We start from the raw sequence: 24,963 nt of genomic DNA, 5'->3' as shown, positions 1-24,963 counted from the left end.
TGATTATTGTTGGTTATGAAATTCATCAAAAGACATTTTCTTCTCAAAATAGGGTTTGTCTTTTGCAGAAAGTAATAATTTTTTCCATTGTTGATTTTTCAATTCAAATGTTATTGAATCTGAGTATTTTACAATTCCCATATCTTGATTTTCATCATCTGAAGGTTCAAATGCAACAGTTTTGCAATAAAAAGATTTTGGATCGGAACTGCTCTCGGGGCTCACTATTTCAACCCAGCTTCCCCAGCCGCTGTCTGTCATCGTACTCCATTGATGCACCAGTTGTAAAGAGCTGTTTTTGAAATAATACAGATAATTATCATGCGTATAACCGCAGGCAGGATATCCTACCGAAACTTGTATAAACGGAGATCTTGCAGAACCTTCAGAATTTAATCCGTACGAAGCAACCCATTCAGAACCTTTTTGAAAGCCTTCAATTGTAATTTTGGACGAAGTGGTTTTAACTTTATTCTGATAAAAATCCAATCTGTATTTTACCGTTACAATACTATCCTGATCAGCCTTTTGTTCTGTTAGATTTGCCAGGATATAATCTTCGGCAGATTCTTTACCATCCGTATACAGTGCAATAGTATCGGTTTTAATGATTTTTTCGTCTGGCGATATTACTGTGTTTTCCTGAATTACGGGTAACTCTGTAACAGACTCTGGCGTTTTAGATTTGGTTTTCTGGCATCCGATTAAAAGCAGTACAAGGAATAGGGGGACTATTTTCATGGTATTATATTAAATCTTCAAAAATATATTTTTCGTCGTATTGAACGTTAAATTTATTTAGAAAATTTAGATATTCCTTATTAAAGCTCTCTTTTTTATGATGCTCCTTTTGATTATTTATGTATTTGTAAACAGAATCAATTTGAGATTGGCTGTATGAGAAAACTCCATATCCAACCTGCCATGAGAATTTCGACTGAGTTAATTGATTGTCGTTAATATATTTTGAAGATTTTGCTTTCACAACCTTCATTAAATCGGAAATGCAGATTGTGGGTTTTATAGTTATCAAGCAATGCACATGATCTTCAACTCCGTTGACGATAATCGTTTTAGCATTATTTTCATTAATCAGATTTCCAATAACAGCAAAGAGTTTTGATTTCCATGAGTCTTCCAGTAAAGCTGTTCTGTATTTAACAGCAAAAACAATTTGAAGATAGATTTGATGATATGTATTAGCCATTTTTAGTTTGAATTTTTATGGCAAAGTAAAATTTTATTAATTTAAAGTAAAAACATTTTGTAATATTTAACTTTCTTTTTTTGAAATAGTTCGTTCCTACGGAACTTCTGAAATGGCGTTAATTATAAATCAACGGATTAAAATCCGTCGCTACAATATAAATTGTTTCTACGAAACTTACTGAAAATGGTTAATTGATGGATAAGAGCCATCGGCTCAAAAAAATTGTAGTCACGTCCCGGAGATTCGGGATTAATCCGGGGAAGGCGGTAAATATGCCAAAATATGAGAGCCAAGTAAATAAAGAAAGAGCCATCGGCTCCAAAAATATTATAGCCCCGGATTTTAATCCGGGGAAAACGAATGGTGTTTCCAAAAACAAAGAGCCATCGGCTCGACGCATTTTAATGGCTATCTATTGTTCTTTAAATCTAATAAAAAATTAATCGTTCCTACGAAACTTTGGTGCGGCGGTCAATTATATTCCACGGATTAAAATCCGTGGCTACAATATAAATCGTTTCTACAAAACTTTCAAAATGGTTAATTTGATGGATAACAAGCCATCGGCTCAAAATATTATAGCCACGTCCTGAAGCTTCGGGGGAAGATTAGGTTATTCATTTTTAGGGTGCAATTCAATTTTTAATTAAAAAAACCAAGTAGCCACAAAAATCGCTGTAATTACACAAATTAAATCAACCAAAAGCATTGTTCCTAGCGCATAACGCGTGTTTTTGATATTGACAGAGCCAAAATAAACTGCAATTACATAAAATGTACTTTCGGCACTACATTGAAAAATACTGCTTAACCTTGCCGTTAAAGAGTCTGCGCCAAACGTGTTCATAGAATCAATAAGGAAGCCTCTGGAGCCTGCAGAACTAAATGGACGAAGCATGGCAACAGGAAGTGCATTTGTAATTTCTTTGCTTACGCCTAAGTTCGAAAACACAAATCCGATGGCGTCGCTTATAATTTCAAACAGACCACTGTTTCTGAAAAGCGAAATAGCCACCAGCATTCCTAAAACATAAGGAAAAATAGTTACTCCGGTTTTTACGCCATTATTTGCTCCCACAACGAAAGTATCAAAGACAGTAGTGTCTGCTTCTTTGAATTTTTTCTCATGCATGAATGAAAAAATAAGTGTGAAAGCGATAATTGCGATTAAAATTAAACCCGAAAGATTGGATGTAAAATAGTTTTTCCCAATTAAATCCAAATGATTAACGTACATTAGTAATCCAACTATGGCAGCGATCAAAACCATCAGCCCAATTAGCAGTGAAGCACTTTTGAAATTGATTTTTTGTTTGATTCCCACCAGCAGGAAAGCAGCAATTGTACCAATAAACGACGTAATGATACAAGGCAGCATCACATCTGCAGGATTGCTTGCATTTGCGGCAGCGCGATAGCCAATAATCGAAGTCGCAATTAAAGTTAAACCCGAGGCATGAAGGCACATAAACATAATTTGTGCGTCACTGGCTTTATCTTTTTCGGGATTTATTTCCTGTAAACTTTCCATGGCTTTTAGGCCGAAAGGTGTGGCTGCAGAATCTAACCCAAGAAAATTGGCCGCAAAATTTAAAGTCATATACGAAATCGAAGGATGATTTTTAGGAATACTCGGAAACACTTTTACAAAAACCGGACTCAATGCTTTGGCCAGTTTTCCTGAAGCTCCGGAAATAATTAAAAGCTCCATCAATCCGCAGAAAAAGGCTAAATAGGCAATAAGCGGCAGGATTAAATCCACTAAAGTACTTTTGCAAGTTGGCAGTAAACCATCCGATTTTTGGAGTCCGCTGTAGATTTTTACGGTTTTGTTCTTATAAACGTAGGTTGTGTCGGCGTTTAGCGTATCACGATTGATAATCATCGTTTGATCCGGTGCTTTTTTAATACTGTCTTTTAAAAAAGCAGGAAGTTCCTGGATATATTTTTCCGAAACTAAAACAGGATCATCTTTTTTTCCATTTAAAACAGAATCAATGGTATAAGTGTTGGCAGTAAACAAACTGACTACAATAAAAACAATCGAAGAAATGAAAATCACTAACCAAAATCTGCTTAATACCATAATTGTAATTTTTTGTAAATGTAATTATTTAGCAATAATAAGCATAAAGATTGAAGTAATGAAACCCGAATTTATACAGTTAACACCGATATTGAATTCAAATCCAGATTATTCTATAGTAACTTTGCTTTCCAGATACTTTTCGAACGACTTTATTCCTTCAAAAATAAGTTGCTTCTTATGCTCGTTCGGTTCATTAAAAAATTCCGTTTCTACTTTAATGTGTTCCTTTTTGAGAGTCCGTTTCCATATTCCAATCACTTTACTATTTTCTAAAATTATCGGTTTAAAAATTCCGTTATTTGTAAATACTTTGGTTTGATTTTCTGACAAAAAGGACGCATCACGTGTTTTATATGAAATTAGAATTTCGTCAAAAGCGGGAAGAAAATGAACGCTTTCGCGAAAGTTAACTGCGTCATGATACGCTTTATTAAACCAATATTGTTGATTATCAATGGTAAAATGCCCTAATTGCAATTCAATTGCATTAATTGCTTTTTTGCAAATTGTAACAGGAAATCCGGACCACCATGAAAAATCGCTTATTGTTGCCGGACCATGACTTTCAAAATAACGAAGTGTAAGCTTTGCTAATGCCTCTTCTTTTGTGAAGGTAGTTTTTGGTTTTGGAACCCGTTCCTCCAGCAGGGCATAAGTGATTTGTTTGCCCTTCATGACCCCGTTGCATACCAAACCGTCTAATTCGGCATTCATCATCACGATAACAGGAGACAGATCACCAGCATTTTTGCTTATGTTAAGCTCCTTCATGATTTCCTCTCGTGTCAGATGATTGTTTCCTGCTAGAAGTTTTTCTATAGTAGAATTAACTTTATCCAATTTCTTTTCATCAAAACCATGTTGTCTGGCCGATGAAGCAAACAGACGTTTGACTTGTGGTGCAGAAAGTTCGAGCATACAGTAAATGTCTTCAGCCGATACGAAGTGCCAAGTCGGACGCAGGATGTGAGTTCGAATAATCTTACCTGAATTTATAGCTTCTTCGATTTCCTTTTCAGAAGCATCACAACGTGATCCAATTGCCCACTTTGCCATGGCATAATCCTGTGCCTGCATCGCGCCAAAATGCTTTACGATCTCCTGCGGAGAAGAACGTTCTGTCTTATAAAGCTTTTGCGAAACCAGGCGATAATGTGAAATTTCAGAATAAGTCATTTTGGAATTTACTTTTAAGATTTAAGATTTAAGCTTTGAACCTTTGCAACTTTGCCTCTTTGACCCTCAAAAAAGCTATACATGAATTATTTCTTCGTCGATCAGTAAATCTTCACGGCGTAGACGCAGAAAAATCTGACCAACAGCTATAGTATCTTTTTCGCAATAGGTTATGATTCTGTCAATGTCTTTTTCGATATAATAGACATGAGCAACCTGACTTCCATCGATATCACCTTTTGGAGAAGGTACACCGAGAATTTTGGTCAGCAGTTTTAAAGAAGTAAAATGCTTATAATCGCCAAACTTCCATAATTCCAGCGTATCCAAATGCGGAATTTCCCATGGTTTCTTTCCAAATAAATTGAGTTTTTCGGGAATTGGCATTTGATTGATAATCATTCGCCTTGCGATAAACGGAATATCAAATTCTTTTGAATTATGGCCGCAAATAAGGTGTTGGGGCTGGTTAAAGTGATTGTTAATCAGATTGGAAAAGTCTTTCAGGATAGTTTTTTCTTCTCCAAAAAACGAAGTTACCCTAAAGTTTCGAATATCTCCCTTAATGGTAAAAAAGCCAACAGAAATGCAGATGATCTTTCCAAATTCTGCCCAGATTCCCGCACGGTTGTAAAATTCTTCCGGAGTAAAATCGTCTTTTCGCTGGTACTGTGTTTTAGAATCCCAAAGAGACTGCATTTCCGCGTCAAGCGAATGAAAATTCTCTTCTTCAGGAACAGTTTCTATATCGAGAAATAAAATATTATTGAGGTTTATTTTTTCAATCATGTTTTAGACTTCTTAGATAATAGATAATTAGACTTTTAGATTCAGTTTTGAAGTTATACAAATATGCATAAAATTCTTATAAAAAACTAAAATAAACTTTGCTGAGCAGTTGGATTTTCATGTTCCAGAAGCCATTTTTTACGGGACAATCCGCCGGCGTAACCAGTTAAAGAACCGTTTGTGCCAATAACGCGATGGCAGGGAACCACGATCCAAAGTGGGTTTTTGCCATTTGCCGAAGCTACGGCACGAATTGCTTTAATATCTCCCAGCTTTTTGGTTTGGTCCATATAACTTACGGTTTTTCCAAACGGAATTTCTAAGAGTGATTTCCAGACTTTTTGTTGAAATTCTGTTCCTTTTGGATTTAACTTTAAGTTGAAATCGGTTCGTTTTCCTTCGAAATATTCATTTAACTGAGACACGGCATCTTGCAAAACTTCCGGAACTACTTTGGAAATTTCATCTGTACCAACATCTGAGACAGAAATTACAGCAATACCATTTTCATCACCAACAATTTTGGTGATTCCTAAAGGGGAGTTGATGTAGACTGTTTCCATAAATAAGTTTTAACCGCAGTGAGTGTTAGCTTACTGCAAAGTTCGCAAATATTTTGCGATTTATTATTTTATTAGAAAGTCATTAGCAATCCATGACCTCTTTTTTGAGCTTGCTCGTAAATTGAAATTAAGTTTTCATACCCTTCCATAAATTCTGTATATGATGGCTCATATAATAGTTTAGATTTATCAACATTTTGATCATAAGAATTCCATAATTCATCTCTTAAAGAGATCAATTCAGTATGCATGGTTGAAATATCAAATGCATCAATAAAACCTAATCCTAATTTGCCCGGATCCAGAGCAAAGTTTTTAGTTTTTAAAGCATTCCCAAGAATATAATATTCGGGCTTTAATAATAATGCAAATTCTTTTAAAGTTTCAAAAATTGCATTCCAAGTGTATTCGCAACCTTGCTCATCCTCAATTTCGTAAAAAAATGTCATCGCAAAATCTGAAAGCTCTTGAATATCTGCTGTTTCTAAATCTTGTCTCCAATCAGAATCTAGAAAGTCATAGGAATATGGGGATGTTAAGAAATTGAAATTTTCGTCGATAAATAATTCTAACAAGTTATTATTGTCCATCGATGCACAATCAAGGATGATATTTGATAGTTTTTTATGAAATCCGAAAGTATCAAATACAAAAGCTTTATGACTCATCGACATAATTCCTGTTTTATAGGTTTTTATAAAAATAACAAGTTTTTTAATTAGCGATTGCTACAGGAAGATTTGTCTTAGACAAGATACGACAAATTTAAAGGTTGGGAATGTCAAACTTATAATCTAAAAGATCTTTAATTTTTTCGCTTGAAATAATCTTTTTAATGTCTGATTTTTCAGAATTAAATTTAGGTTCGATCAAACCCCTTTCAATTGCTTTTTTTGTATAATATTCTTCTCTGGTTGGATGAAAAGGTGCAACAGCATTAAAGACCTCATTCCATTTTGACTGGTTGATGATTTCCTCAATAATAGCAATGCAGTCCTTTTGATGAATCAGATTAACGGGTGCATCGGGATTTTCAAGATTTTCTTTTCCCGCGAGAAACTTTACCGGATGCCGGTCTTCTCCAATTAAACCGCCGAAACGTAAAATGGTAGTGGCAAAATTTGGGTTTTCCTGTAGCAATTTTTCTGCAGTAAGCAATTGTTTTCCGCTTTCTGTGTCCGGATTTGGAATCGTTTCTTCTGTTATGAGATTGTTTGCATCACCATAAACGGAGGTAGAACTAACAAAAAGAACTTTCTGAACCGTTGATTTTTCGATAAACAGAATCAGATTTTTGATTTTTTCGACAAAAACCTTTATCTCGGCATCGGAATTTCCATTTCTTAGCTTCGGGGGAATATCAATAATCAAGATTTCACTTTCCGCTAAAAAATTATTGATGCTTTCTGATATGCTTTCGCTTTCAAGCGTAACTAAAAACGGATCTATTCCGGCATTTTTAAAAATGTGTAGTTTATTTTCAGAAGTTGTCGACCCTTTTACAGAACTTCCTTTTGCCAGTAAACTTTCTGCTAAAGGAAATCCGAGCCATCCACAGCCCAATATGCTAATTTTTGTCATTTTTTAAATTCAGAAGTGTTAGATGCTAAGTTGCAAATTTTTAGTTAAAAGATTTATTATAGGAAATTTAAATATAAAAGACAGATTTACGGTTAAATCTGCCTTTTATTAAAATATTCCAGAATGGTTTTAGTCGATTTTAATGTTGTTTATCTCCGCTATATTTTTAAACAGATCTTCTCTGTTTTCCGACTTCATTTTCTGATAAATAGCAGCCAGCAGCTTCTCAGAATCTTTTACATATTCTGAATTGTTGGTAGTATAAATTCTGTGTGCTTTAAAGATATTGTCCAGCGCTTTTTCATCGTCTTTCACCATCATGTAGTTTTTTCCGGCTCCAAAATATCCTTCCGCATTGTCAGGATGATATTGGATTAGTTTTTCATAATAGCTGATAGCGGTGTTATAATCGGATTTAAAGGTATAAACAACTCCAATATTCATAAGGGCAAAACTTCCCTCAGGATAAACTTCCAGCGATTTTTTATAGTATTTTATGGCATTGTCATAATCATTTAACTGTCTGTAAGAAACTCCCATGTCATCTAGCGCCAGAACAAAAGCCGGATCTGCATTTACCGCCAACTGAAAACTTTCAACAGCCTGTTTATAGTTATTCTGATTCATAAAATCCTGCCCGATTATATAATAGTTCTGAGCATTTTTATTTTTTGATTTGCCGTAAAAAATATCTTCTTTACTTTCTGTAATTCCCGGTACCAAATCGGGACATTTTTTAGAAATAATCTCCTGAACCCGGATGATCATATCCTGGATGCCGTCTACAGTATTAATACTTTCCCTTACTTTAGGATCTTTGTCAGTTAAAACCAATTCGCCCATTGGCTTTGTCAGACAATCTTTATAAACGTCCTGCGTGATTTTAGAATTTTTTTCCAGGCATTCACATGCTTTCACTGCAATTTTTTCTTCAACAGTTTGTGCTTCAGTGTTAGAAAAGCTTGCTAATGTTAAAAAAAGCATGTAAAATTTTTTCATTTTTAGTTTTATTAGAAGTAAGAATTAAACGTGTCTGTTTTTATTCCGGATTTACAATCGGTTTTATACTGTCTTTAGGCACGGCCAGACTGTCTGTAACGACAACTGGTTCAAGAGCTTTTACAGGCGGCGTGTATCTTTTGATTTTTTGCTGTATCAAAACGGCATCGTTTAAAACAAAAGGTGTCGGCATCATCCAGTTCTCTCTTGGTTTTATTTTCAATAAAGGATTTGTCATTAAGTCAAAAGAACTCTCAATTAGATCCATATCAAAAATAGCCGATTTGTTAATATAGAAATCCATTACAAGAGGTTCATTTCCAACTACATAATAGCACAGAATTTTACTATCTTCCCTTTGCAGGCGGTTTCCTTTTTCGCCCGAAGTGGCAACACCATTTGCCTTAAAGTTATAAAACGTCATTTTTGGATTGGCGTAAATATCATATCGGTTTACTTTTCGGTTTGGAGTTATCCTGATTTTCAGATATCTGTTATTTCCGATGACGCTGTCTCTTAAAAATTCAATAGATGGTTTAGCAATATCAACAACCGGGGCAGTCGCACTGTACGTGAATGTTGTATTGTATTTACTTGCGAGTGGAAGCGTATTTAAACCCACCGCTTTTTGATTGGTTTCACCCAGATAAGATTTTGTCCATTCATCTAAATTGGTATCGTAAGTGGTCCAGGAAGCAGAATTACGGTCAGCATTATAAACATACAATAAACTGTTCGATTTTGCTTTTCCGTGTTCGTAACCTGAATGATATCCCGCGTAGATAAAAAATGAGATAGAAGTAAGGAAGAAAACAACAATCCACGCACCTTTTCTGGCAAATGCCCCAAATATTGGGAGCAGCAATCCGAACAATAAAACGGTTAGAACCGCACTTCCGTAAAGAATTTTAAGACCTAATCCAATTGGAAACATCATGATGAAAGGGGCAACAATTGCTAAAGCCGGAATGCTGAAGATTAAATTCATTCCTAAACTGTAATGCTGTGTGAAGATAAATATTCCGAATAATAAGATTCCGAAATAAACCGGAATGATTAAGAAACCAGCACCTGTCAGACTATTAGCTAAAAAGGCATTTATAATAATCCATAATAACAATGGCGCAACAAAATGGTTCATTGTGATTTTAGCTTCAGAAAAATGATGGTAAAAAGCAAAACAAATGGCAACGCTTAAGGTTACAAATGCGCCAATGTACGCATGTCCATTGTAGGTAAACCCGTTTAAAAGATCAGAATATTGCGGATATATTTCAAGAATAAGCTTCCACCCTAAGAAAGTTACCAGTCCGGCAATAAGAATTGATCCTATAAGCGGGACAAAACCCTTAAAAATCTCTGTAAAAGTGATGATTCTTTTTACTTTTCCAACAAAAATAAACAAAGCCAGTAATCCGAAAGCAATTAAAGTCATCGGCATTACCCATGAAAACGGATAACTGATAAAGGTAAAAGGTGCATTGAAATAGACATTATCTTCTGAAGATTCTGTCTGATTTAAGTCAATGTTGCTGAAATACTTCAGCAAAGGCATAATATAAGTTCCCTGATGCGCTAATGTTGTTTTGTTTAAATGCTGAACATCATCTTGTTGTGTATGGTAATTAAAATGACCATCGATAAAAGCAAAATTAAAACCCTGAATATTTCCCTGTTCTCTAAAAACAGTCAGGTCGGTATCATTTGGAAGCATTTTATAAATGCTGTACATCAATGAATTTGAAACGGGATGAGAAGTCTTTGCTTTAGCAAAATCTTTTATCAGAGTTTCATTTCCTTTGTTGGTTTCCAGAAGCATATAGCTTGGTCCGGAAGTTCCGCGCGCTTCAAAGTTTAAGACTAAGCCCACATCTTTTGCCCACGGATGTTTGTTTACAAATAATGCGGCACCGTTTAATCCTAATTCCTCTGCATCTGAGAATAATATGATGATATCGTTTTTCTGAGGATGTTTGGAATAAAGAAAGGCACGAATCCCTTCTAAAATCGTTGCCACTCCAGATGCGTCATCACTTGCACCTTTTGAGAACGAATGCGGCGCGCTGTCATAATGGGAAAGAAGTAAAAGGGCTTTTGTATTGTTTGTTCCTTTTATGCGAGCTAAAATATTTTTTGACTTTACCAGAAGTCCTTTATCATTTAAAGTAAAACCTTCCTGAACACTCGTTTCTAATCCTATCCTGTTGAGTTCGAGTTTAAGATAATTGGCAACCAGTTCGTGATTGGTCGAGCCAACGTAATGTGGTTTCTGCGCTATAATTTCGACCTGATTTAAGGCTCTTTCCGTCGAGAATTCGGCAAGTGCTTCATCATCTTTAGAAATTCCTTGTGGCATCATGGTAATATATACGATGGCAAGTAAGGCTAAAACACAGATTACGGCTAGAATTGAGGTTTGGTTTTTTCTCATGATGTATAAATACTAACTATATTTCTTTTTTAACAAGCATAAAATAATCATTGTCCAGAGAACGGTATCCCTGATCGTAAAGGAAATAATATGTATTTCCTGTTTTGGTTTGCAAAATGTTTGTAAAGAACTCAAAATCAAAGCCCTTTGTTAATAATTTATCTCGGGAAGCTTTAGATTTTCCATCCACATTTAACTCAGCCAAAATACGGTAATTTTTGCGTAACTTGTTGTTTATATTTCGCATGAAATTCGTACTGTCCTTATTTATTTTATTATTGTAGGCATTACGACAACTGTCAGAACAGAATTTCTTGTCCTCACGGCCTACAATTTTAGCGGAACATTCCAGGCATGTTTTCATTCCATCATTTTTAATTTTGCCGAAAAGTAAGAATTTTAGTTGATTTTTTTAAGAATTAGCTGATTAATCTCATACATCATAAGTTCCATTTTATAATAAATCAGTATATTATTACTTAGAGTTCAATTTTTTTATTTCATAAAGATCAGATCTTCTGTCCTTTAAAATTTTCACACTTCCATGTTCGTGCAGTTCTTTTAATAAATTTAAATCACAATCTACAATTAAGGTCATTTCTGTGTTTGTAGTTGCTTCAGCTTTAATTCCGTTGCTTGGGAATGCAAAATCTGAAGGCGTAAAAACAGAAGATTGCGCATATTGAATGTCCATATTGTTTACTTTCGGAAGATTCCCAACGCAACCTGCTATGGCTACATAACACTCATTTTCTATGGCACGTGCCTGCGCGCAATGTTTTACACGGGTATATCCGTTTTGTGTATCGGTCAGAAATGGTACAAATAAAATATTCATTCCTTCGTCTGCCAACAGTCTCGGAAGTTCCGGAAATTCGACATCATAACAAATTAAAATTCCAATTTTACCACAATCGGTGTCAAAAGTTTTAAACTCAGAGCCGCCTTTCATCCCCCAGTGAATGACTTCATTTGGTGTGATGTGTATTTTGGTGTACATTTCTGAAGTTCCGTCTCTTTTGCACAAAAAGCCAACATTATAAAGATTACCATTTTCTAAATAAGGCATACTTCCGGTAATGATATTGATGTTATATGAAATTGCAAATTCCTGAAAACGCGTTCTGATAGGATCCGAATGACGCGCCAGTTCGCGAATGGCTTCTGCTTCAGATAAATGGTTGTAATCGGCCATTAAAGGCGCAATAAATAATTCGGGAAACAATGCGAAATCGGATCCGTAACCGGAAACTACATCAATAAAAAATTCTGCCTGCTCAAATAAGGCTTCAACATTATTCAACGGACGCATCTGCCACTGAATTAATCCCAGACGAATAACATTTTTCTTTAGATTGATCAGTTTAGGACTATCATCATAGTAAATATTATTCCACTCCAGTAGCACCGCAAATTCTTTTGACTCTTCGTCGCCTTCCAAATAATTTTTAATGATTCGTAAAACATGGAAATCATTGCTTAGCTGAAAAGAAAGTACAGGATCATACAATTCTTTGGTGCGGACTTTTTCTATATAAGTTTTAGGCGTCATTTTTTTTGCATGTTCCCTGTAACTCGGAATTCTTCCTGCAAAAACAATGGCTTTTAAATTCAACTGCTCACAAAGTTCTTTTCTGGCATCGTACAATCGGCGCCCTAAACGTAAGCCGCGATAATGCGGATGAATAAAAACATCAATTCCGTATAAAATTTCAGCATTCGGATTGTGCGTAGAGAATTTATAATCACCGCTAATCTGTTGGTAATTGTGTTTTTTATCTACCAATTTTTCATCAACAATAAGAGATAATGCAGAACCTACCACTTTACCATCCACCAAAATTACCAGCTGCCCCTCTGGGAAAATAGAAAGTAATCGCTCTATATCATCAGATCCCCAGTACGAATCAGCCATTTCGGGATAGGATTCGATCATTGATTTTTTTAATTGTTTATAGTCTTCAATTTCCAGATTTCTTAATTCGACTTTATTGATTTTTGCCTGCATGTATCGTAAGGTTTATCTCAAATATACAAAAAACAATTTCCAATTACAAACGCTTACAAATAGTTACAGTCGATAGTAATTGGTTACCAACCGACTGTTATTGCTGAGTTGTTTCATCTTTGCACTGTTGAATTGAAAGAAAGATTCAGCTTTATAATAACTTAAAAATAATATACGCCATGAACGCAATGAAAAACAGAGTGCAGCTAATTGGAAATGTAGGGAATGATCCGGAAATTAAAACGTTAGAAAACGGAAAGAAACTGGCCCATATCACCATCGCGACAAATGATCATTATAAAAATGATAAAGGTGAGAAGGTAGAGCAAACAGAATGGCACCGCGTTACAGCCTGGGGAAAAACCGCTGAAATAATAGAAAAATATGTAGTAAAAGGAAAAGAAGTCGCTATAGATGGAAAGTTAATACATAGATCGTACGACGACAAAAATGGTGAAAAGCGCTATATAACAGAAGTAGTGGTTAATGAAATTCTGCTTCTGAGCAAATAAATATTCAAACTTAATATTCATAACCCGACAATATTGAACATCAGTATTGTCGGGTTTATATTTTTAAATTTAATGTCATAAAATCGATGCTCCATTAACATCTGTTGTAAGAACTTCGCTCATATAATCAAAAAAGGGCCTCATGTTCAGGAAAGCATCCAAAGCCTGATTAAGGAAATCAGAACTTAAAACCTCTTCGTCTGTAAAGCGTTTGATGATCAAAAACTGTTTGAAACGAAGCAAATCAATCGCCGGGTGATCTATTTCAAAACCTTTTGGTTTTGTCTTAAGCTGTTCACCTTGGAGAGATCCAAAGTTGCTCACAAAAGATTTTGATTTTACTATTTTTTGAAAAGTTTCGGGATCCCGGCCAAATTCAGTTCTGATTCTTTTTAAATCGGAGGCATTGGGTCCCCAGAATCCACCGGCAAAAAAGCTGTTTCCTTTTTCGAGATGAAAATAATAACCGCCACGTCTTGCTGCAGTCGCTCGCGTATAGCTTCCGCCCCAATAAGTTTTAAAAGGGGTTTTATCTTTAGAAAAACGGATATCACGATAAATTCTGTAGACGCTTTTTTTTCCCGAAGCATTTTCCAAAACATCTGTTTTAGAAAGCTCCTGAAGTAAGGCGCCGGCAAAGTTCTCTATATGATTTAATTCTGTTAAATAAGTTTCTTTATTCGTTTCAAACCACGGTTTGTTATTATTTTCTTTAAGCTGAACCAAAAAATCCAGACTCGATTTTGGAATGGTAATGTTGTTTTTCATAATTCAATTAAAATCTGAAATAGACCGCAATTTAAAACTAAAAAACCCATCAGGAAAATCTGATGGGTTTTTCTATATTTATTTAAGCCGTTTTTTTGAATAGATCAAACATAGGACAGCGTGAGCAGCGTTTTTTCTCGCTCTTTTTATATTTCTCACAGCACGAAGATTTACAATTTTCAATCTTCTTGATTTTATCAAGGATATCTTTATTCTTCTTTTTCTTTTTATCCTTTTTCTTGTCCTTGTCTTTTTCTTTCTTGCTCAATTTCCTCTGTATTAAAAACAGAGACAAATATAAAAGAAAAAAGTTATTTTTAAATATTCTAAATAAACTTTAACTTTTTTATTTAGGATTTATAGCGATTGAACTCGTAACTGTTAATTGCTGAATATCACGGTCAAACAAGTAAAGTCCGCCTTTGTCATCTCCAATTAAGTTTATTTTGTCCAAAATAGATTTGGCTGTAGCTTCTTCTTCAATTTGTTCAGATACGTACCATTGTAAGAAATTATGTGTGGCATAATCTCTGTCTTCAAATGTAATATGTACTAATTCGTTGATTGATTGAGAAACAAAAAGTTCATGATTATAAAGCTCCTCAAACATTTCTTTAAATGTAGAGTAAGTCGTTTTTGGTGCTTTTAAATCTGTTACCTGAGCGTGACCTCCGCGTTCATTTACATACTTAACCAATTTAAGCATGTGAGCACGCTCTTCATCTGACTGTGTATACATAAATTGAGCAATTCCCTCAAGTCCGTGTACTTCTGCCCAACAAGCCATAGAAAGATAAGTTTGCGAAGATTCTGCTTCTATGCGGATTTGCTTGTTTAAAGCCGATTCAATATTTTTTGATAGCATAATATGTGTCTTTTTTGTAAAATTAAGAAAAAATATTCATTCCATTTTTTGGAAACCGTGAAAACATCAGCGATTTGGATTAATTCTCAATAAAAATTAACATTATTTCAGAGGAATAGATTTAGAAAATTCTGCTTTATTTATAATCGAATTTCCAGTTCCTTCATCCATAAAACCATCTGTAAACTTACGCATTATATAACTTTTTGTCGGAAGGTCGTAATATCCTAAAATGTAAAAATCTTTGACTTTAAGAATGTTTTCATGAGTAAAATTTCTCGTTTTACTTAAAAAATAGTGGAGATTATCAATAGCAAGTGGCTCAGCCTGATTGTTCTTTATAAACTCCAAATCAGAATTAAGATAAGAATCAAAAAACACCATTTTACTATTGCTTTGGATATTATTAAAACTATCATTCGAACCATAATTAAAGCTCATGCCCACAGACTGATAGGAAGCAAATCCGCCCAAGGTAATAAAAGTTAATCCGTTAGTATTGAAAGCAGAAACTGCCGAGTTAACTGTAGATAATTGTTTTAGAAATTTGCTTGTAGTCTTTAAGATCTGTGGCTTTTCGCCATTGATCTGCAAAAACAGTGGAGAATTTTTAAAACTTATAGAGTCATTTTTTGATAGGGCGATAGTTTTGATGTTTTTACCTGAATCAAAATCTTGTATGCCAAATAGAAATTGTTCGGTGTTAGAACTAATCTGAAACAGTTTGTTTTCCAGAAAAAAAGAATTGGTTGTAGCTGTAAATTGAGTAACAGGCATTTCAAAAATTTTCTCGGTAACTTTCCTTGTATTCAGATTTAGATCAAAAGCCTGCGTGTATTTGGTATTGTAGTCAAATGTCAGTACAATCCGATCGTTTAATACGTACATTTTGCTTTTCTTTTCTGTCTTGTCGAACGGAGAAAAATTGCCGATATCCATTTTTTCTATAGGATAGTGATACTGTACAAGGGCACTAAAAGAAAGCCTCTGGCCTTTTTCATTCTGAAAGTTGAAAGGTGAAAAATCAAACAATTTTACATCGCATTTTTCATCACTAAACTCAAATAACAAAAAATGTTCCTGATCTTTTTCTTTTGAAAGCAGGTAAAATTTATTGTTTTTTTGAAATGAAGTTATTACAGTTCCTGTGTTTGCCGGAAAATCAAAACTCGAGGTTTTTGACGTTTTGGTCTCCATATTGTATTGTACAATCTGAATATTTTTACGATTTGGCGACTCCCAGTATAATGTCGGGCTGCCATTTTCGTTAAGGCTGTAACCCATTAAAGTTTTATTTTTCTCAACCCGAATCGTATCTTTAAACTGGTTCGCAAGAAATAGCGATTTGTTGTATTTTAATATAGTAATGCTTTTATTATCAGAAGCAAAGACATAGACTTCTTGTGTTTTCTCATTTTCAGCACTTAGAATTTGTCCATTTTCTATGGGTTTGTTCAAATTTAAAACCGAAGAGTTTAGTATCGTCTGACTTAACATTACGGATTGTGAAAGTAAGAGTAAAAATAGTAGTTTCTTCATTAGGATTTGATCGTATGAGTTCCAAAAGTAATGAATAAATGTTTTATAGGTGGAAAATTTAAAAAGTCTATTGTCACAAAGAAAAAGCCTCAAAGTAACTTACTTTGAGGCTTGTTTATAAAATATAAAAGAGATTATTTTACGATAAAAGTTACTCTTCTCGCTAATCTTCTTGCTTCATCAGAATCTTTTTGGATTGATGTATCTGCACCATTTGCAATAACATTTAAACGTGAAGAAGCGATTCCGGCTTTTTCAAAAATTGTTTTTACGTTAGTTGCTCTGGTGTTAGAAAGTCTTTCATTGTATTCTGCTTTTCCAACCTGATCAGCATAACCCACAAGGTCAAGTGATGCAGAAGGATTTTTTCTCATGTAATTTAAAACAACATCGATTGCTGCAGTTGAGTTTTCGATTGGCGTTGTTTTATTGAAATCAAAATACACACTGTAATATTTATCATTGATCATTCTTTTGATCAGTTCATTATCACTTGGTTGCTGATTGCTAACTTGTTTTTCAACAACTACTTCTTTTGCAGGGATTTTTTTGATTTGTGCCTCAAGATCAGAAATTTTGTTTTCTAAGGCAGACGCATCAAAATTATTGTCGTTTGATGTAACAGTCCAGTCAGCATGTTTTGTGTTTTTACCTAAATAGACATTTAATCCAACTGTACCATTAAAGAGCAATCCGGAAAAACCTCTGTTCTGACCTACATAAGCGCCATCAAAAGTATGATCCTGAGATGCATTTAAAATCGTAGAGAAATCACCGGTCAAAGCAATTCTGTTTGATAATCTAATCTGTCCGGTAACACCTGCAATAAAGTTACCCGTTCTGTCTCTTTCTGTAAAATTATCCGATTTTAATTGCGCAACACCAAAACCAGCATGTCCTAATAATCCAAAAGTATTTGTCCATGTTTCAAAATTCATGATTCGCCCTAAGTTTGCAACAGCCTGCAAATCTATTCTGTAGTATTTGGAATCAAATTCAAGAGAATTACTTTTATTAGTAAAACTGTTGTATCCAAAATCTGCTTTTAAACCGAATTTATTGTTAAACATGTAACGAACTCCCAAATCACCAACCCAAGGACTAGGAGTGTCTGTTGAGTAACCTGTTGAGAATGGTCGTTGAGGTTTTGTCAATCCACCAGCTAATTCTACAGACCATTTATTAAATCCGCTGTTGTTTTCTGTTTGAGCATGTGCTCCTGTCAACGCAAGGGCAAATGCAAGAGTCATTACAACTTTTTTCATTGTTATTGAATTTTAAATTTGGTTCAAAACAACGATAATTTGTAAGTAAATACTTCCCTTAAAAGTCAAAAAGGTATTAAAATAAGGTAATTAACGAAATGCTTACCTTTGTGACTTGATGTAAACATACGTGATTTATGAGAAAAAATTTATCTAAGTTTTTGATTATAAGTCGATTCAGTTGAAGCCGTCTTCAAATTTTCGTAAAACAATTTCTTTGGCATCGACATCATAATAACTCAAAATAGTATAATTATTGAGTTTTATACTATTAGGAATCATTGCTTCTTTGTGGGAATCTAAAAAATTGTAGATTTTATCTGTGGCAAAGGGCTCGCGATTTCCGGCAGTAACGTCTAACTTTTTAGTCCATACGCTTTCAAAAAAGACAGAATAGTTGGTTTCGATGTTATAATAATTGTTTGAAGGGAAATCTCCAAAAAAATCATCAAAATTGAAACCATTCACGCTTATACTTTTTGAATCGCTGCCACTCCCTCCCAAAGTCAGAAAGAGATTTTGTCTGCTTTTAAAAACCGAAACTCCAGCATCGAGAGAAGATAATTCTTTTAAAAATTTAGCGGTATTTTTGATTTGTTTCGGCGGACGATTTTCAATCTGCATCAATAACGGTGAATTGGCAAAACGAATTGTATCCTTTTTGGTAACAGCAAATGATTTTACAGATTCTCCAGATTCATAATCCTTAATATCAAACAGAAGTTCATCAGCATTGACATTCAATTGATACAGTCTGTTTTCATGATAAAAAGAATTGGATGTTTTTGGATTTTTTGCACCAATTGGCTTTATAAAAGTCTTCTCTTTAATCTCCAGATTTTCCAAATTAATGTCAAATAACTGTGTCTTTCTGAAACTTTGGTCCAAAGTAAGGATCAAACGGTTGGGTAATGTATACAGTTTACTTTTTGCGGTGACTTTATACAATGGATTGTATTCTCCTGAATCCATTTTTTCAATTGGATTCTCATTTAACATCTGATTGAATGTTTTTTGCTGGGTTTTGCGATCACGAAATTGGAAAGAACTGAAATCGAGGAATCTTTCTTCTGCCATTCCGTTTTTGAAGATAAAAGCGGTCAGTGCTTCCTTCATTTTTTCTCTCATTATCAAATAGAAATTATTGTCTTTTTGATAATAGGTAAGAATAGATTTTTCATCCAGGGGAATTTGGAATTTCAGGGCTCTGGATGTTTTATTTTCGATGTAATATTTGATTAGAATAATGCTTTTTTCCTCTCCCGAAAACCAGTATAAAGTAGGATTCCCGTCTTCGCTGAAACTATAACCAAGTAAAGATCTGTTTTCAACAAATTGTCGTGATGTTACAAATTTATCTTTTAAGAACAATGCGCTGTTGTATTTTAAGATAGTGAGACTGTCTGAAGCAATAAAAACAAATACATCTTTTGTAATTGTATTTTGTGCATTTACAATCTCCGGCTGTTCTTTTTTGATTTTAAAATCTACCTTATAAGAAGTTAGTACTGTTTGACTTAACAAAACACTACTCCAGATTAAAGACCAAAAAAGAAAGATTTGTTTCATGCGTTTATGTGCTCAAAAATCATTCCGATTTATTTTACTTATTCATCAGATCCTGAAACAGGTCGACAAATTGACCAACGTGCATACCGTCCATTAAACCGTGATGTACATAAACGGCCATCGACATCGTTCTTTTACCATTTTCGGCGCTCATCATTTTTCCGAAAGAGATTTTTGGACAGCTATCGGGATATGTAAAACTTCGCGCATGCGTAATTGAACTAAAATTCAACCACGGAATTGCCGAAAAATGAATCAGATTGTCGCTGTCAAAAGATCTTGTAAAAAGTCCGGTTGTATTTTGAATGCGTTCGATTTCGGTTAATGCAGTTTTTTCAAATTTTTTAAAATCCGAATCGTATTCAATTAATGAAAACCCGAAAGTTCCGTCCTCGCGACCTATCGTTGCCGACGCATCGACGCGATCGTTAACGTAAATTTCTTCTCCTGAAATGCGATATTTAAAATTTTCAACTGCATTTACGGCAATTAACGTTTTGTGCAGGTAAAAAATGAAAAAAGATGCATTTAAACTTTTTGCCGTCTGATACGCTTTGGTGCAGTCAATTTCTACAGTGACACCAAAGAACGGTTCGTCCATTTGTTTAAAATGTTTAAAATGCTCTTTTCTATTCCAGTTATCTAAGTCTAAAAGTGTTTTCATTATAATAAATTCGGAACAACTTCTGCTATAGTCTCAAAGGTACTAAAATGCTCGTGTTCTACTTTGTGATTGATTTTTTCGTGTTCCCAAGTGGTGTGAAACGGAATGTGGACGGCATATCCGCCAATTCCTAAAACCGGAAGAATATCTGATTTTAATGAATTTCCGATCATCAGAAACTCATGTGCCTGAATGTCCAGACGTCCTAGAAGTTTTTCATAATCGATTTCCTGTTTGTCCGACATTACTTCTATATGATGAAAATAATGCCCCAAACCCGAGCGGTGCAATTTACTGTGCTGGTCTTTTAAGTCGCCTTTCGTGGCAACGACCAATTTGTATTTTCCGTGCAAAGCCTGCAGCGTTTCTTCAATTCCGTCCAAGAGTTCGATTGGTTTTTCGAGTAACTCTTTTCCATATTGAATGATTTTTCCAATCACTTCAACCGGAATGGTATTGTTTGAAATGTTCATTGCAGCTTCAATCATGGATAGAATATAACCTTTAATCCCGTAGCCGTATAGCGGAAGATTGGCGATTTCTATTTTGAAAAATTCCTGCGAAATACCCTGATGGGAAAGATAATCTTCCATCAAAGCACAGAATTTATGTTCTGTTTGTTCAAAATAAGGTTCATTTACAAACAAAGTATCATCGGCATCAAATGCGATTACTTTTAAGTTCGGTATTTTAGTTTTATGTAACATGGTTTTTTTGTTTCAAGTGTTTTTTTGTTTCAGGTTTCAAGTTTTGTTTTGCCACAGATTTAAAGGATTTTAATGATTTATAAATCTGTGTAAATCTGCCAAATCAGTTGAATCTGTGAGCTATTTTATTTAGAAAACAATCGTTTCAAAGAAATTGTTTTATCGTAAAACGTAATTCGGATTCCGAAAAGCAAAACGATTCCGCCGAAAACCATTTGTAAAGTTATTTTTTCTTCTAAAAACAACCAAGCTAAAATTGCAGTAATTATGGCCTGACTCAATAAACTTAACGAAACTCTTGTGGCGCGCATGTGCTGCGTGGCATAACTAATAGAAAGCCATGCGCACAATTGACATATGACGGCTTGTAAAACCAAAACAAACCAGCCGGTATTTGTAAATCCCGAGAAAGGTTCATTTAGAGAATAACAAAGAATTCCCAAATAAATTGCGGAGGCAAATAAACTTATTGTCATAAAAGATAAAACATCCACTTCTGATAATACATTTTTACTGATTAGGAGATAAATCGAATAAAAAATACCAGACAAAACAGCAAGAAGAAAGGCTTTGTCAAAGTTGAGATCGACAAAGAATTTAAAACCGACCAGAGTAATCATTCCGAGAAGGGATACCACAGTGCCAATCCAGAAATTGGTAGCGGGTCTTACTTTCAAAAAGAAGAAAGAACCTATTCCTACCCAAACCGGAGACAAATTGGTTAAAAGCGAAGCCTGAGTCGCGCTTGATTCCTGAATGGCGATATTCCAAACGGCCACATCCGAAGAAAATACAACGCCGCAAAGTGCCGCCAAAAGCAGGAATTTTGGTTTAGGAAGTTTAAAATTCCCTGTAATAATTACATAAGGTAAAAGCAACGTGAATGCGAAAGCCATTCGGTAAAAAGCCGAAATTAATCCCGGAGCTAAACGTAATTTTACCAAGATCGGGAATATTGAAATACAAAGTATTCCGGCAATTAAGGCTAATCTTGGTTTTGTGAGTTTCATGCGTAATTTATTCTTTATTATTTTTCAAAGATAGTTTAGAAAGTAAATAGTTTGAAAGAGAAAAGCGCGAATCAATTAAAAATAGTAATTGATTTGCACTTTTTTATTTAAATAATTTCAATCCCGAAGTTTTACAGGAACAAAATTTCGATTTGCTACACTTTTAAATTATTCGCTGAAGCTAAAAATCTGATACTTTTTGTTCTCGTTATTATAATTTCCGAGATATAAAGAACTATTGAGTTTAAAAAGAATAAGATCTTTATATAAGTCTTTATTAAAAATGGTACGTCCGTCCTTTATATTCTCATTTTTTTCCAAAAACATTCTTATTTTTTCAAATGCAGAGGTTTTGACTGGATCCTGCAAATGATTGAAATTAGAATCGAATACACAAGTGGTATAAACAACATTTTTGTCCTTATAAGAAATCAAATTTTCGACAGTATAAGTATACATGGGCATAGAAGAACCAGCAAAACCTCCGCCCATTCCCATTCCGCCACCACTGGCATAAGCTATATCTTGTGAGCTTCCTATAACGGCATAATACAAACCATTTAGAGTATAACAGGAAATACCGGGTGTAGAATTATTGATTTTACGTATAAATTGCTTTGGTTTTTCCAGTACCTTTTTATTGATAAATGAACCAGATTCCTGAAAAACATCACTGTTTTTAAAAGGAATTTCTTCATCACGCAATGCTTTAAATGTATTAATTCTCATGCCTTCCAGATCGCTTACAGTTAAAAAGAGAACCTGCGGATTTGTTTTAATCTGAATCAGTTTATCATCAATTAAAAACGAATTGGTTTCAAAGACAAGTCCTTCATATTCATCTCTTGCTGTTCGTTGCTGTTTAATTGATTTTAACGAAGCACTAAAGTCATTGAGATTTATTCTTAAAACATCTGTAAAAAAAGGATTATTATCTAACGTAAGAATGATTTCATCATTTTTATACGTGTAGATTTTATTTTTTTTTGTGCTTAAAGCCAATGAAGGAGGACTTTCGTTATTAATATTCTGGAAGTAAAAGCTAGCAGAATCCCAGGTTAATGCGGTATGCAAGTTTACAGGATTTCCTTCAAAATTACTGAATTCGAACTTGGACAAATCTACTGTTTTGGTGTCAAATCCACCAGAACTGTCAAAAATGTAAAATTTTAAATTTCCGATATTTTTGACAAGTGTTATTAGGTAAAAGACATTATTGATAGTTATCTCTTTAACGATTTTTTCTTTTTTTAATTCTAAATCGAAAGTCTTTATATTTACTTGTTTCGTTGCAAAATCAAAAGATTGAGAGAATATTTTTTTTCTGTCTTTTGAACCCCAGAAAATACTGTAGTTTTCATCTTTCTGAGCGGATCCAAGAATTTCTTCATAATCACTTTCCGGCCTGGCAAACGAAAGAGAATCTTTAATGTCTAAGTTTGAATCAAATCTAATGGAAGAAACTTTTTCTTTATCGTTTGAAAATAAAACGATTTCATTTTTTTTAGAATTGGAAACCTGGTAATAATCTCTTTTTTTTTCCAGTTTCAGATCGAATTCTTTTACCATTTCTTGTGCAAAAGAGTTGAAACCAAGAAAAAGTAAATGGACAAGGAGCAGTTTTTTTGTCATGGATTTAATCAACAAATCTTCTAATGGCATATTCTTTCGTTTTATTGTCATAATAGCCTAAGTAATAAAAAGCATCTATTTTGTATAAAGTTTGAGACGAAACATTTTTGTAATCATCAAAAAAAGTACGGATCTTGTCAAAGGCCAATGGCTGCAGATCACCTTTTATATGATCGCCCTGACTATCAAATAAACCTTCAATTTTTACTACTTTTCTATTAGCGTAAGCGTTAAAATTTTCCATTGTCGGGCTAAAAAAAGCAGCTCCTACTAAAGCGCCAATAAATCCAAATTGATTTGCAGTAACCTGTCCGGCAGATTGTCCCATCGAAGAAATACCTCCAAAAGTAATAAGAGTATTTTGGCCAATACGATAACAAGAAAGACCAGCATTTAGGTTGATGATTTTTCTTAAAAACTGAGAACTGTTTTCTAAAATCCTTTTTCCTCCAAAATCTCCGCCTTCCTGATAAATATCAGAGTTTTTAAAATCAATTGGAGCGTCAGATGTCGCAATAAATTCTTTTAAAACATTGTCTTCCATGTCTTTAATAGTAAAGAAAAATTGATCTTCAGAAGATTTTAATTGATAGAATTTATTATCAAAATAAAATGAATTTGAAGTTATAGGAATTTTATAACCTGAAGAAGTAACATTTGAAATGCCGGGTGAACGAATTATTTTTTCAGTTGCCGAAAATTTATCTAAATCAATTACAATTGCCTGTGTATAATCGCGATTTGTATCGATTGTCAGAACAAGTTGTTTGCTGTTAAAATAACATTTTCTTTTTTTGGCAGCTTCCGTAAGTGAAGTAGGACTGTCCGTATCAATATTTTTTAGCGAAAAAGGTGCCTCAAACGGAAGCAGATTTTCTCCTAAGATACCATAGATGTCAGATTTCGTGTAATTAGATTTGAAGAAATGAAATCCATCCAAATTGATTATTCTTGCAGAATAAACACCGTTTTTATCAAAAACATGAAGTTTTAAAGAGTTGTTTTTTTTGAGTACAGTTAAAATATAAAACTTCTCACTTTCGCTGAATTTCTGTAAAACCTTTTCCTCTTTTAGTTCAAGAGTGTACTGTTGTGTAGTAACTTTTTGATTGGAAACCTCATATAATTGTGTGAAAATGTTTTCGTAATCATTAGAAGCCCAAAATAAACGTGTGTTGTTGTTATTGATATTATAACCAATCATCATGTCGTAGGTTTTAGTATCTGGCCTTTCAGTTGAGATGCTATCCACAATTTTCATGCTTTCATTAAGGTGAATTGCTTTTACTTTTATTTTATCACTTACAAATAAAGTAACTTCTTTTTTCTCCTTATTTACAACTTGAAAAATATCACGATTCTTTTTTAATTCAAAGGGAACTGAATTTACAATTTCTTGTGAAAAGGCAGTAAAAACAGCTAAAAATAAACAAGCGCAGAGTACTTTTTTCAACATAAATATGATTTGTTTTGGTTTAGATAATTGGGTGCTAATATCTTATTTTTTTTCAAATAAAAAGATATCGGCCTGTTTTTTCAAAAAAAAAAGCGTAAACAGTTAAAAATAACCGGTTCACGCTTTTTTT

At 34.0% G+C, this 24,963-nt stretch carries 24 protein-coding genes; 1 reads left to right on the top strand and 23 read right to left on the bottom strand.

Features of this window, described 5'->3' with window-relative positions; translation table 11 throughout:
• Positions 1–3: 3 nt before the first annotated feature.
• The 12 genes from ABEB31_RS09355 to ABEB31_RS09300 all read right to left on the bottom strand — a co-directional run bounded on the left by ABEB31_RS09355 (position 4) and on the right by ABEB31_RS09300 (position 12,846).
• The gene (locus tag ABEB31_RS09355) at positions 4–741 is read right to left on the bottom strand and encodes a putative periplasmic lipoprotein (protein ID WP_347051238.1); all 738 of its coding nucleotides are present in this window, start codon (positions 739–741) and stop codon (positions 4–6) included.
• A gap of 4 nt (positions 742–745) precedes the next feature.
• Complete coding sequence (gene tnpA / locus ABEB31_RS09350) at positions 746–1,207, bottom strand: IS200/IS605 family transposase (RefSeq protein WP_347051236.1); 462 nt, start codon at positions 1,205–1,207, stop codon at positions 746–748.
• A 649-nt stretch (positions 1,208–1,856) separates the two neighbouring features.
• Positions 1,857–3,296 carry a nucleoside recognition domain-containing protein gene (locus ABEB31_RS09345; protein ID WP_347051234.1) on the bottom strand — a complete coding sequence of 480 codons (1,440 nt, stop codon included), beginning with the start codon at positions 3,294–3,296 and terminating at the stop codon, positions 1,857–1,859.
• 108 nt (positions 3,297–3,404) lie between these two features.
• Positions 3,405–4,475, bottom strand: a complete 1,071-nt coding sequence (locus tag ABEB31_RS09340; RefSeq protein ID WP_347051232.1) for a winged helix DNA-binding domain-containing protein — start codon at positions 4,473–4,475, stop codon at positions 3,405–3,407.
• A gap of 75 nt (positions 4,476–4,550) precedes the next feature.
• Positions 4,551–5,264 carry a 3'-5' exonuclease gene (locus ABEB31_RS09335; RefSeq protein ID WP_347051230.1) on the bottom strand — a complete coding sequence of 238 codons (714 nt, stop codon included), beginning with the start codon at positions 5,262–5,264 and terminating at the stop codon, positions 4,551–4,553.
• Positions 5,265–5,350: 86 nt separating this feature from the next.
• On the bottom strand, positions 5,351–5,827 hold the full coding sequence (locus ABEB31_RS09330; RefSeq protein ID WP_347051228.1) for a methylated-DNA--[protein]-cysteine S-methyltransferase: 477 nt from the start codon (positions 5,825–5,827) through the stop codon (positions 5,351–5,353).
• 71 nt (positions 5,828–5,898) lie between these two features.
• On the bottom strand, positions 5,899–6,495 hold the full coding sequence (locus ABEB31_RS09325) for a hypothetical protein (protein WP_347051227.1): 597 nt from the start codon (positions 6,493–6,495) through the stop codon (positions 5,899–5,901).
• A gap of 97 nt (positions 6,496–6,592) precedes the next feature.
• The gene (locus ABEB31_RS09320) at positions 6,593–7,408 is read right to left on the bottom strand and encodes an SDR family oxidoreductase (RefSeq protein ID WP_347051225.1); all 816 of its coding nucleotides are present in this window, start codon (positions 7,406–7,408) and stop codon (positions 6,593–6,595) included.
• 129 nt (positions 7,409–7,537) lie between these two features.
• Entirely contained in the window at positions 7,538–8,407 is an 870-nt protein-coding gene (locus tag ABEB31_RS09315) for a tetratricopeptide repeat protein (protein WP_347051224.1), read from the bottom strand.
• Positions 8,408–8,447: 40 nt separating this feature from the next.
• On the bottom strand, positions 8,448–10,838 hold the full coding sequence (locus tag ABEB31_RS09310) for a M28 family peptidase (protein ID WP_347051223.1): 2,391 nt from the start codon (positions 10,836–10,838) through the stop codon (positions 8,448–8,450).
• Between the two features lie 16 nt (positions 10,839–10,854).
• Positions 10,855–11,202, bottom strand: coding sequence for a hypothetical protein (locus ABEB31_RS09305; protein WP_057115356.1), 348 nt, complete (start codon positions 11,200–11,202; stop codon positions 10,855–10,857).
• A 111-nt stretch (positions 11,203–11,313) separates the two neighbouring features.
• Positions 11,314–12,846 carry a GNAT family N-acetyltransferase gene (locus ABEB31_RS09300; protein WP_347051221.1) on the bottom strand — a complete coding sequence of 511 codons (1,533 nt, stop codon included), beginning with the start codon at positions 12,844–12,846 and terminating at the stop codon, positions 11,314–11,316.
• A 179-nt stretch (positions 12,847–13,025) separates the two neighbouring features.
• On the opposite strand from ABEB31_RS09300, the gene ABEB31_RS09295 reads away from it, so the two are divergent.
• On the top strand, positions 13,026–13,358 hold the full coding sequence (locus ABEB31_RS09295) for a single-stranded DNA-binding protein (RefSeq protein ID WP_347051220.1): 333 nt from the start codon (positions 13,026–13,028) through the stop codon (positions 13,356–13,358).
• A 75-nt stretch (positions 13,359–13,433) separates the two neighbouring features.
• On the opposite strand, the gene ABEB31_RS09290 is transcribed toward ABEB31_RS09295, so the two are convergent.
• The 11 genes from ABEB31_RS09290 to ABEB31_RS09240 all read right to left on the bottom strand — a co-directional run bounded on the left by ABEB31_RS09290 (position 13,434) and on the right by ABEB31_RS09240 (position 24,833).
• Complete coding sequence (locus ABEB31_RS09290) at positions 13,434–14,126, bottom strand: DUF2461 domain-containing protein (RefSeq protein WP_347051218.1); 693 nt, start codon at positions 14,124–14,126, stop codon at positions 13,434–13,436.
• 82 nt (positions 14,127–14,208) lie between these two features.
• Positions 14,209–14,394: a hypothetical protein gene (locus tag ABEB31_RS09285; protein ID WP_029271150.1), complete on the bottom strand. Its 186-nt coding sequence runs from the start codon at positions 14,392–14,394 to the stop codon at positions 14,209–14,211.
• Positions 14,395–14,472: 78 nt separating this feature from the next.
• Positions 14,473–14,991: a ferritin gene (locus tag ABEB31_RS09280; protein WP_347051216.1), complete on the bottom strand. Its 519-nt coding sequence runs from the start codon at positions 14,989–14,991 to the stop codon at positions 14,473–14,475.
• 102 nt (positions 14,992–15,093) lie between these two features.
• On the bottom strand, positions 15,094–16,530 hold the full coding sequence (locus ABEB31_RS09275; RefSeq protein WP_347051214.1) for a hypothetical protein: 1,437 nt from the start codon (positions 16,528–16,530) through the stop codon (positions 15,094–15,096).
• Between the two features lie 134 nt (positions 16,531–16,664).
• On the bottom strand, positions 16,665–17,795 hold the full coding sequence (locus tag ABEB31_RS09270) for an OmpA family protein (RefSeq protein ID WP_347051213.1): 1,131 nt from the start codon (positions 17,793–17,795) through the stop codon (positions 16,665–16,667).
• Between the two features lie 177 nt (positions 17,796–17,972).
• Complete coding sequence (locus tag ABEB31_RS09265) at positions 17,973–19,364, bottom strand: hypothetical protein (protein WP_347051212.1); 1,392 nt, start codon at positions 19,362–19,364, stop codon at positions 17,973–17,975.
• 34 nt (positions 19,365–19,398) lie between these two features.
• A complete protein-coding gene (locus ABEB31_RS09260; RefSeq protein WP_347051210.1) occupies positions 19,399–20,028 on the bottom strand; it encodes a CatA-like O-acetyltransferase in 630 nt (209 codons plus the stop codon).
• Positions 20,028–20,735, bottom strand: a complete 708-nt coding sequence (locus ABEB31_RS09255; protein WP_347051209.1) for an HAD family hydrolase — start codon at positions 20,733–20,735, stop codon at positions 20,028–20,030. The genes ABEB31_RS09260 and ABEB31_RS09255 overlap by 1 nt, the downstream gene beginning before the upstream one ends.
• Before the next feature lie 125 nt (positions 20,736–20,860).
• Positions 20,861–21,745, bottom strand: a complete 885-nt coding sequence (locus tag ABEB31_RS09250) for a DMT family transporter (RefSeq protein WP_347051207.1) — start codon at positions 21,743–21,745, stop codon at positions 20,861–20,863.
• A gap of 168 nt (positions 21,746–21,913) precedes the next feature.
• Complete coding sequence (locus tag ABEB31_RS09245) at positions 21,914–23,407, bottom strand: hypothetical protein (protein ID WP_347051206.1); 1,494 nt, start codon at positions 23,405–23,407, stop codon at positions 21,914–21,916.
• Complete coding sequence (locus ABEB31_RS09240; protein WP_347051204.1) at positions 23,382–24,833, bottom strand: hypothetical protein; 1,452 nt, start codon at positions 24,831–24,833, stop codon at positions 23,382–23,384. The genes ABEB31_RS09245 and ABEB31_RS09240 overlap by 26 nt, the downstream gene beginning before the upstream one ends.
• Between the last annotated feature and the right edge of the window lie 130 nt (positions 24,834–24,963).

The sequence above is a fragment of the Flavobacterium olei genome (assembly GCF_039749035.1).
In the GTDB taxonomy this organism is placed as follows: Bacteria; Bacteroidota; Bacteroidia; order Flavobacteriales; family Flavobacteriaceae; genus Flavobacterium; species Flavobacterium olei.
This window is presented reverse-complemented; position numbering and strand designations above follow the sequence as displayed.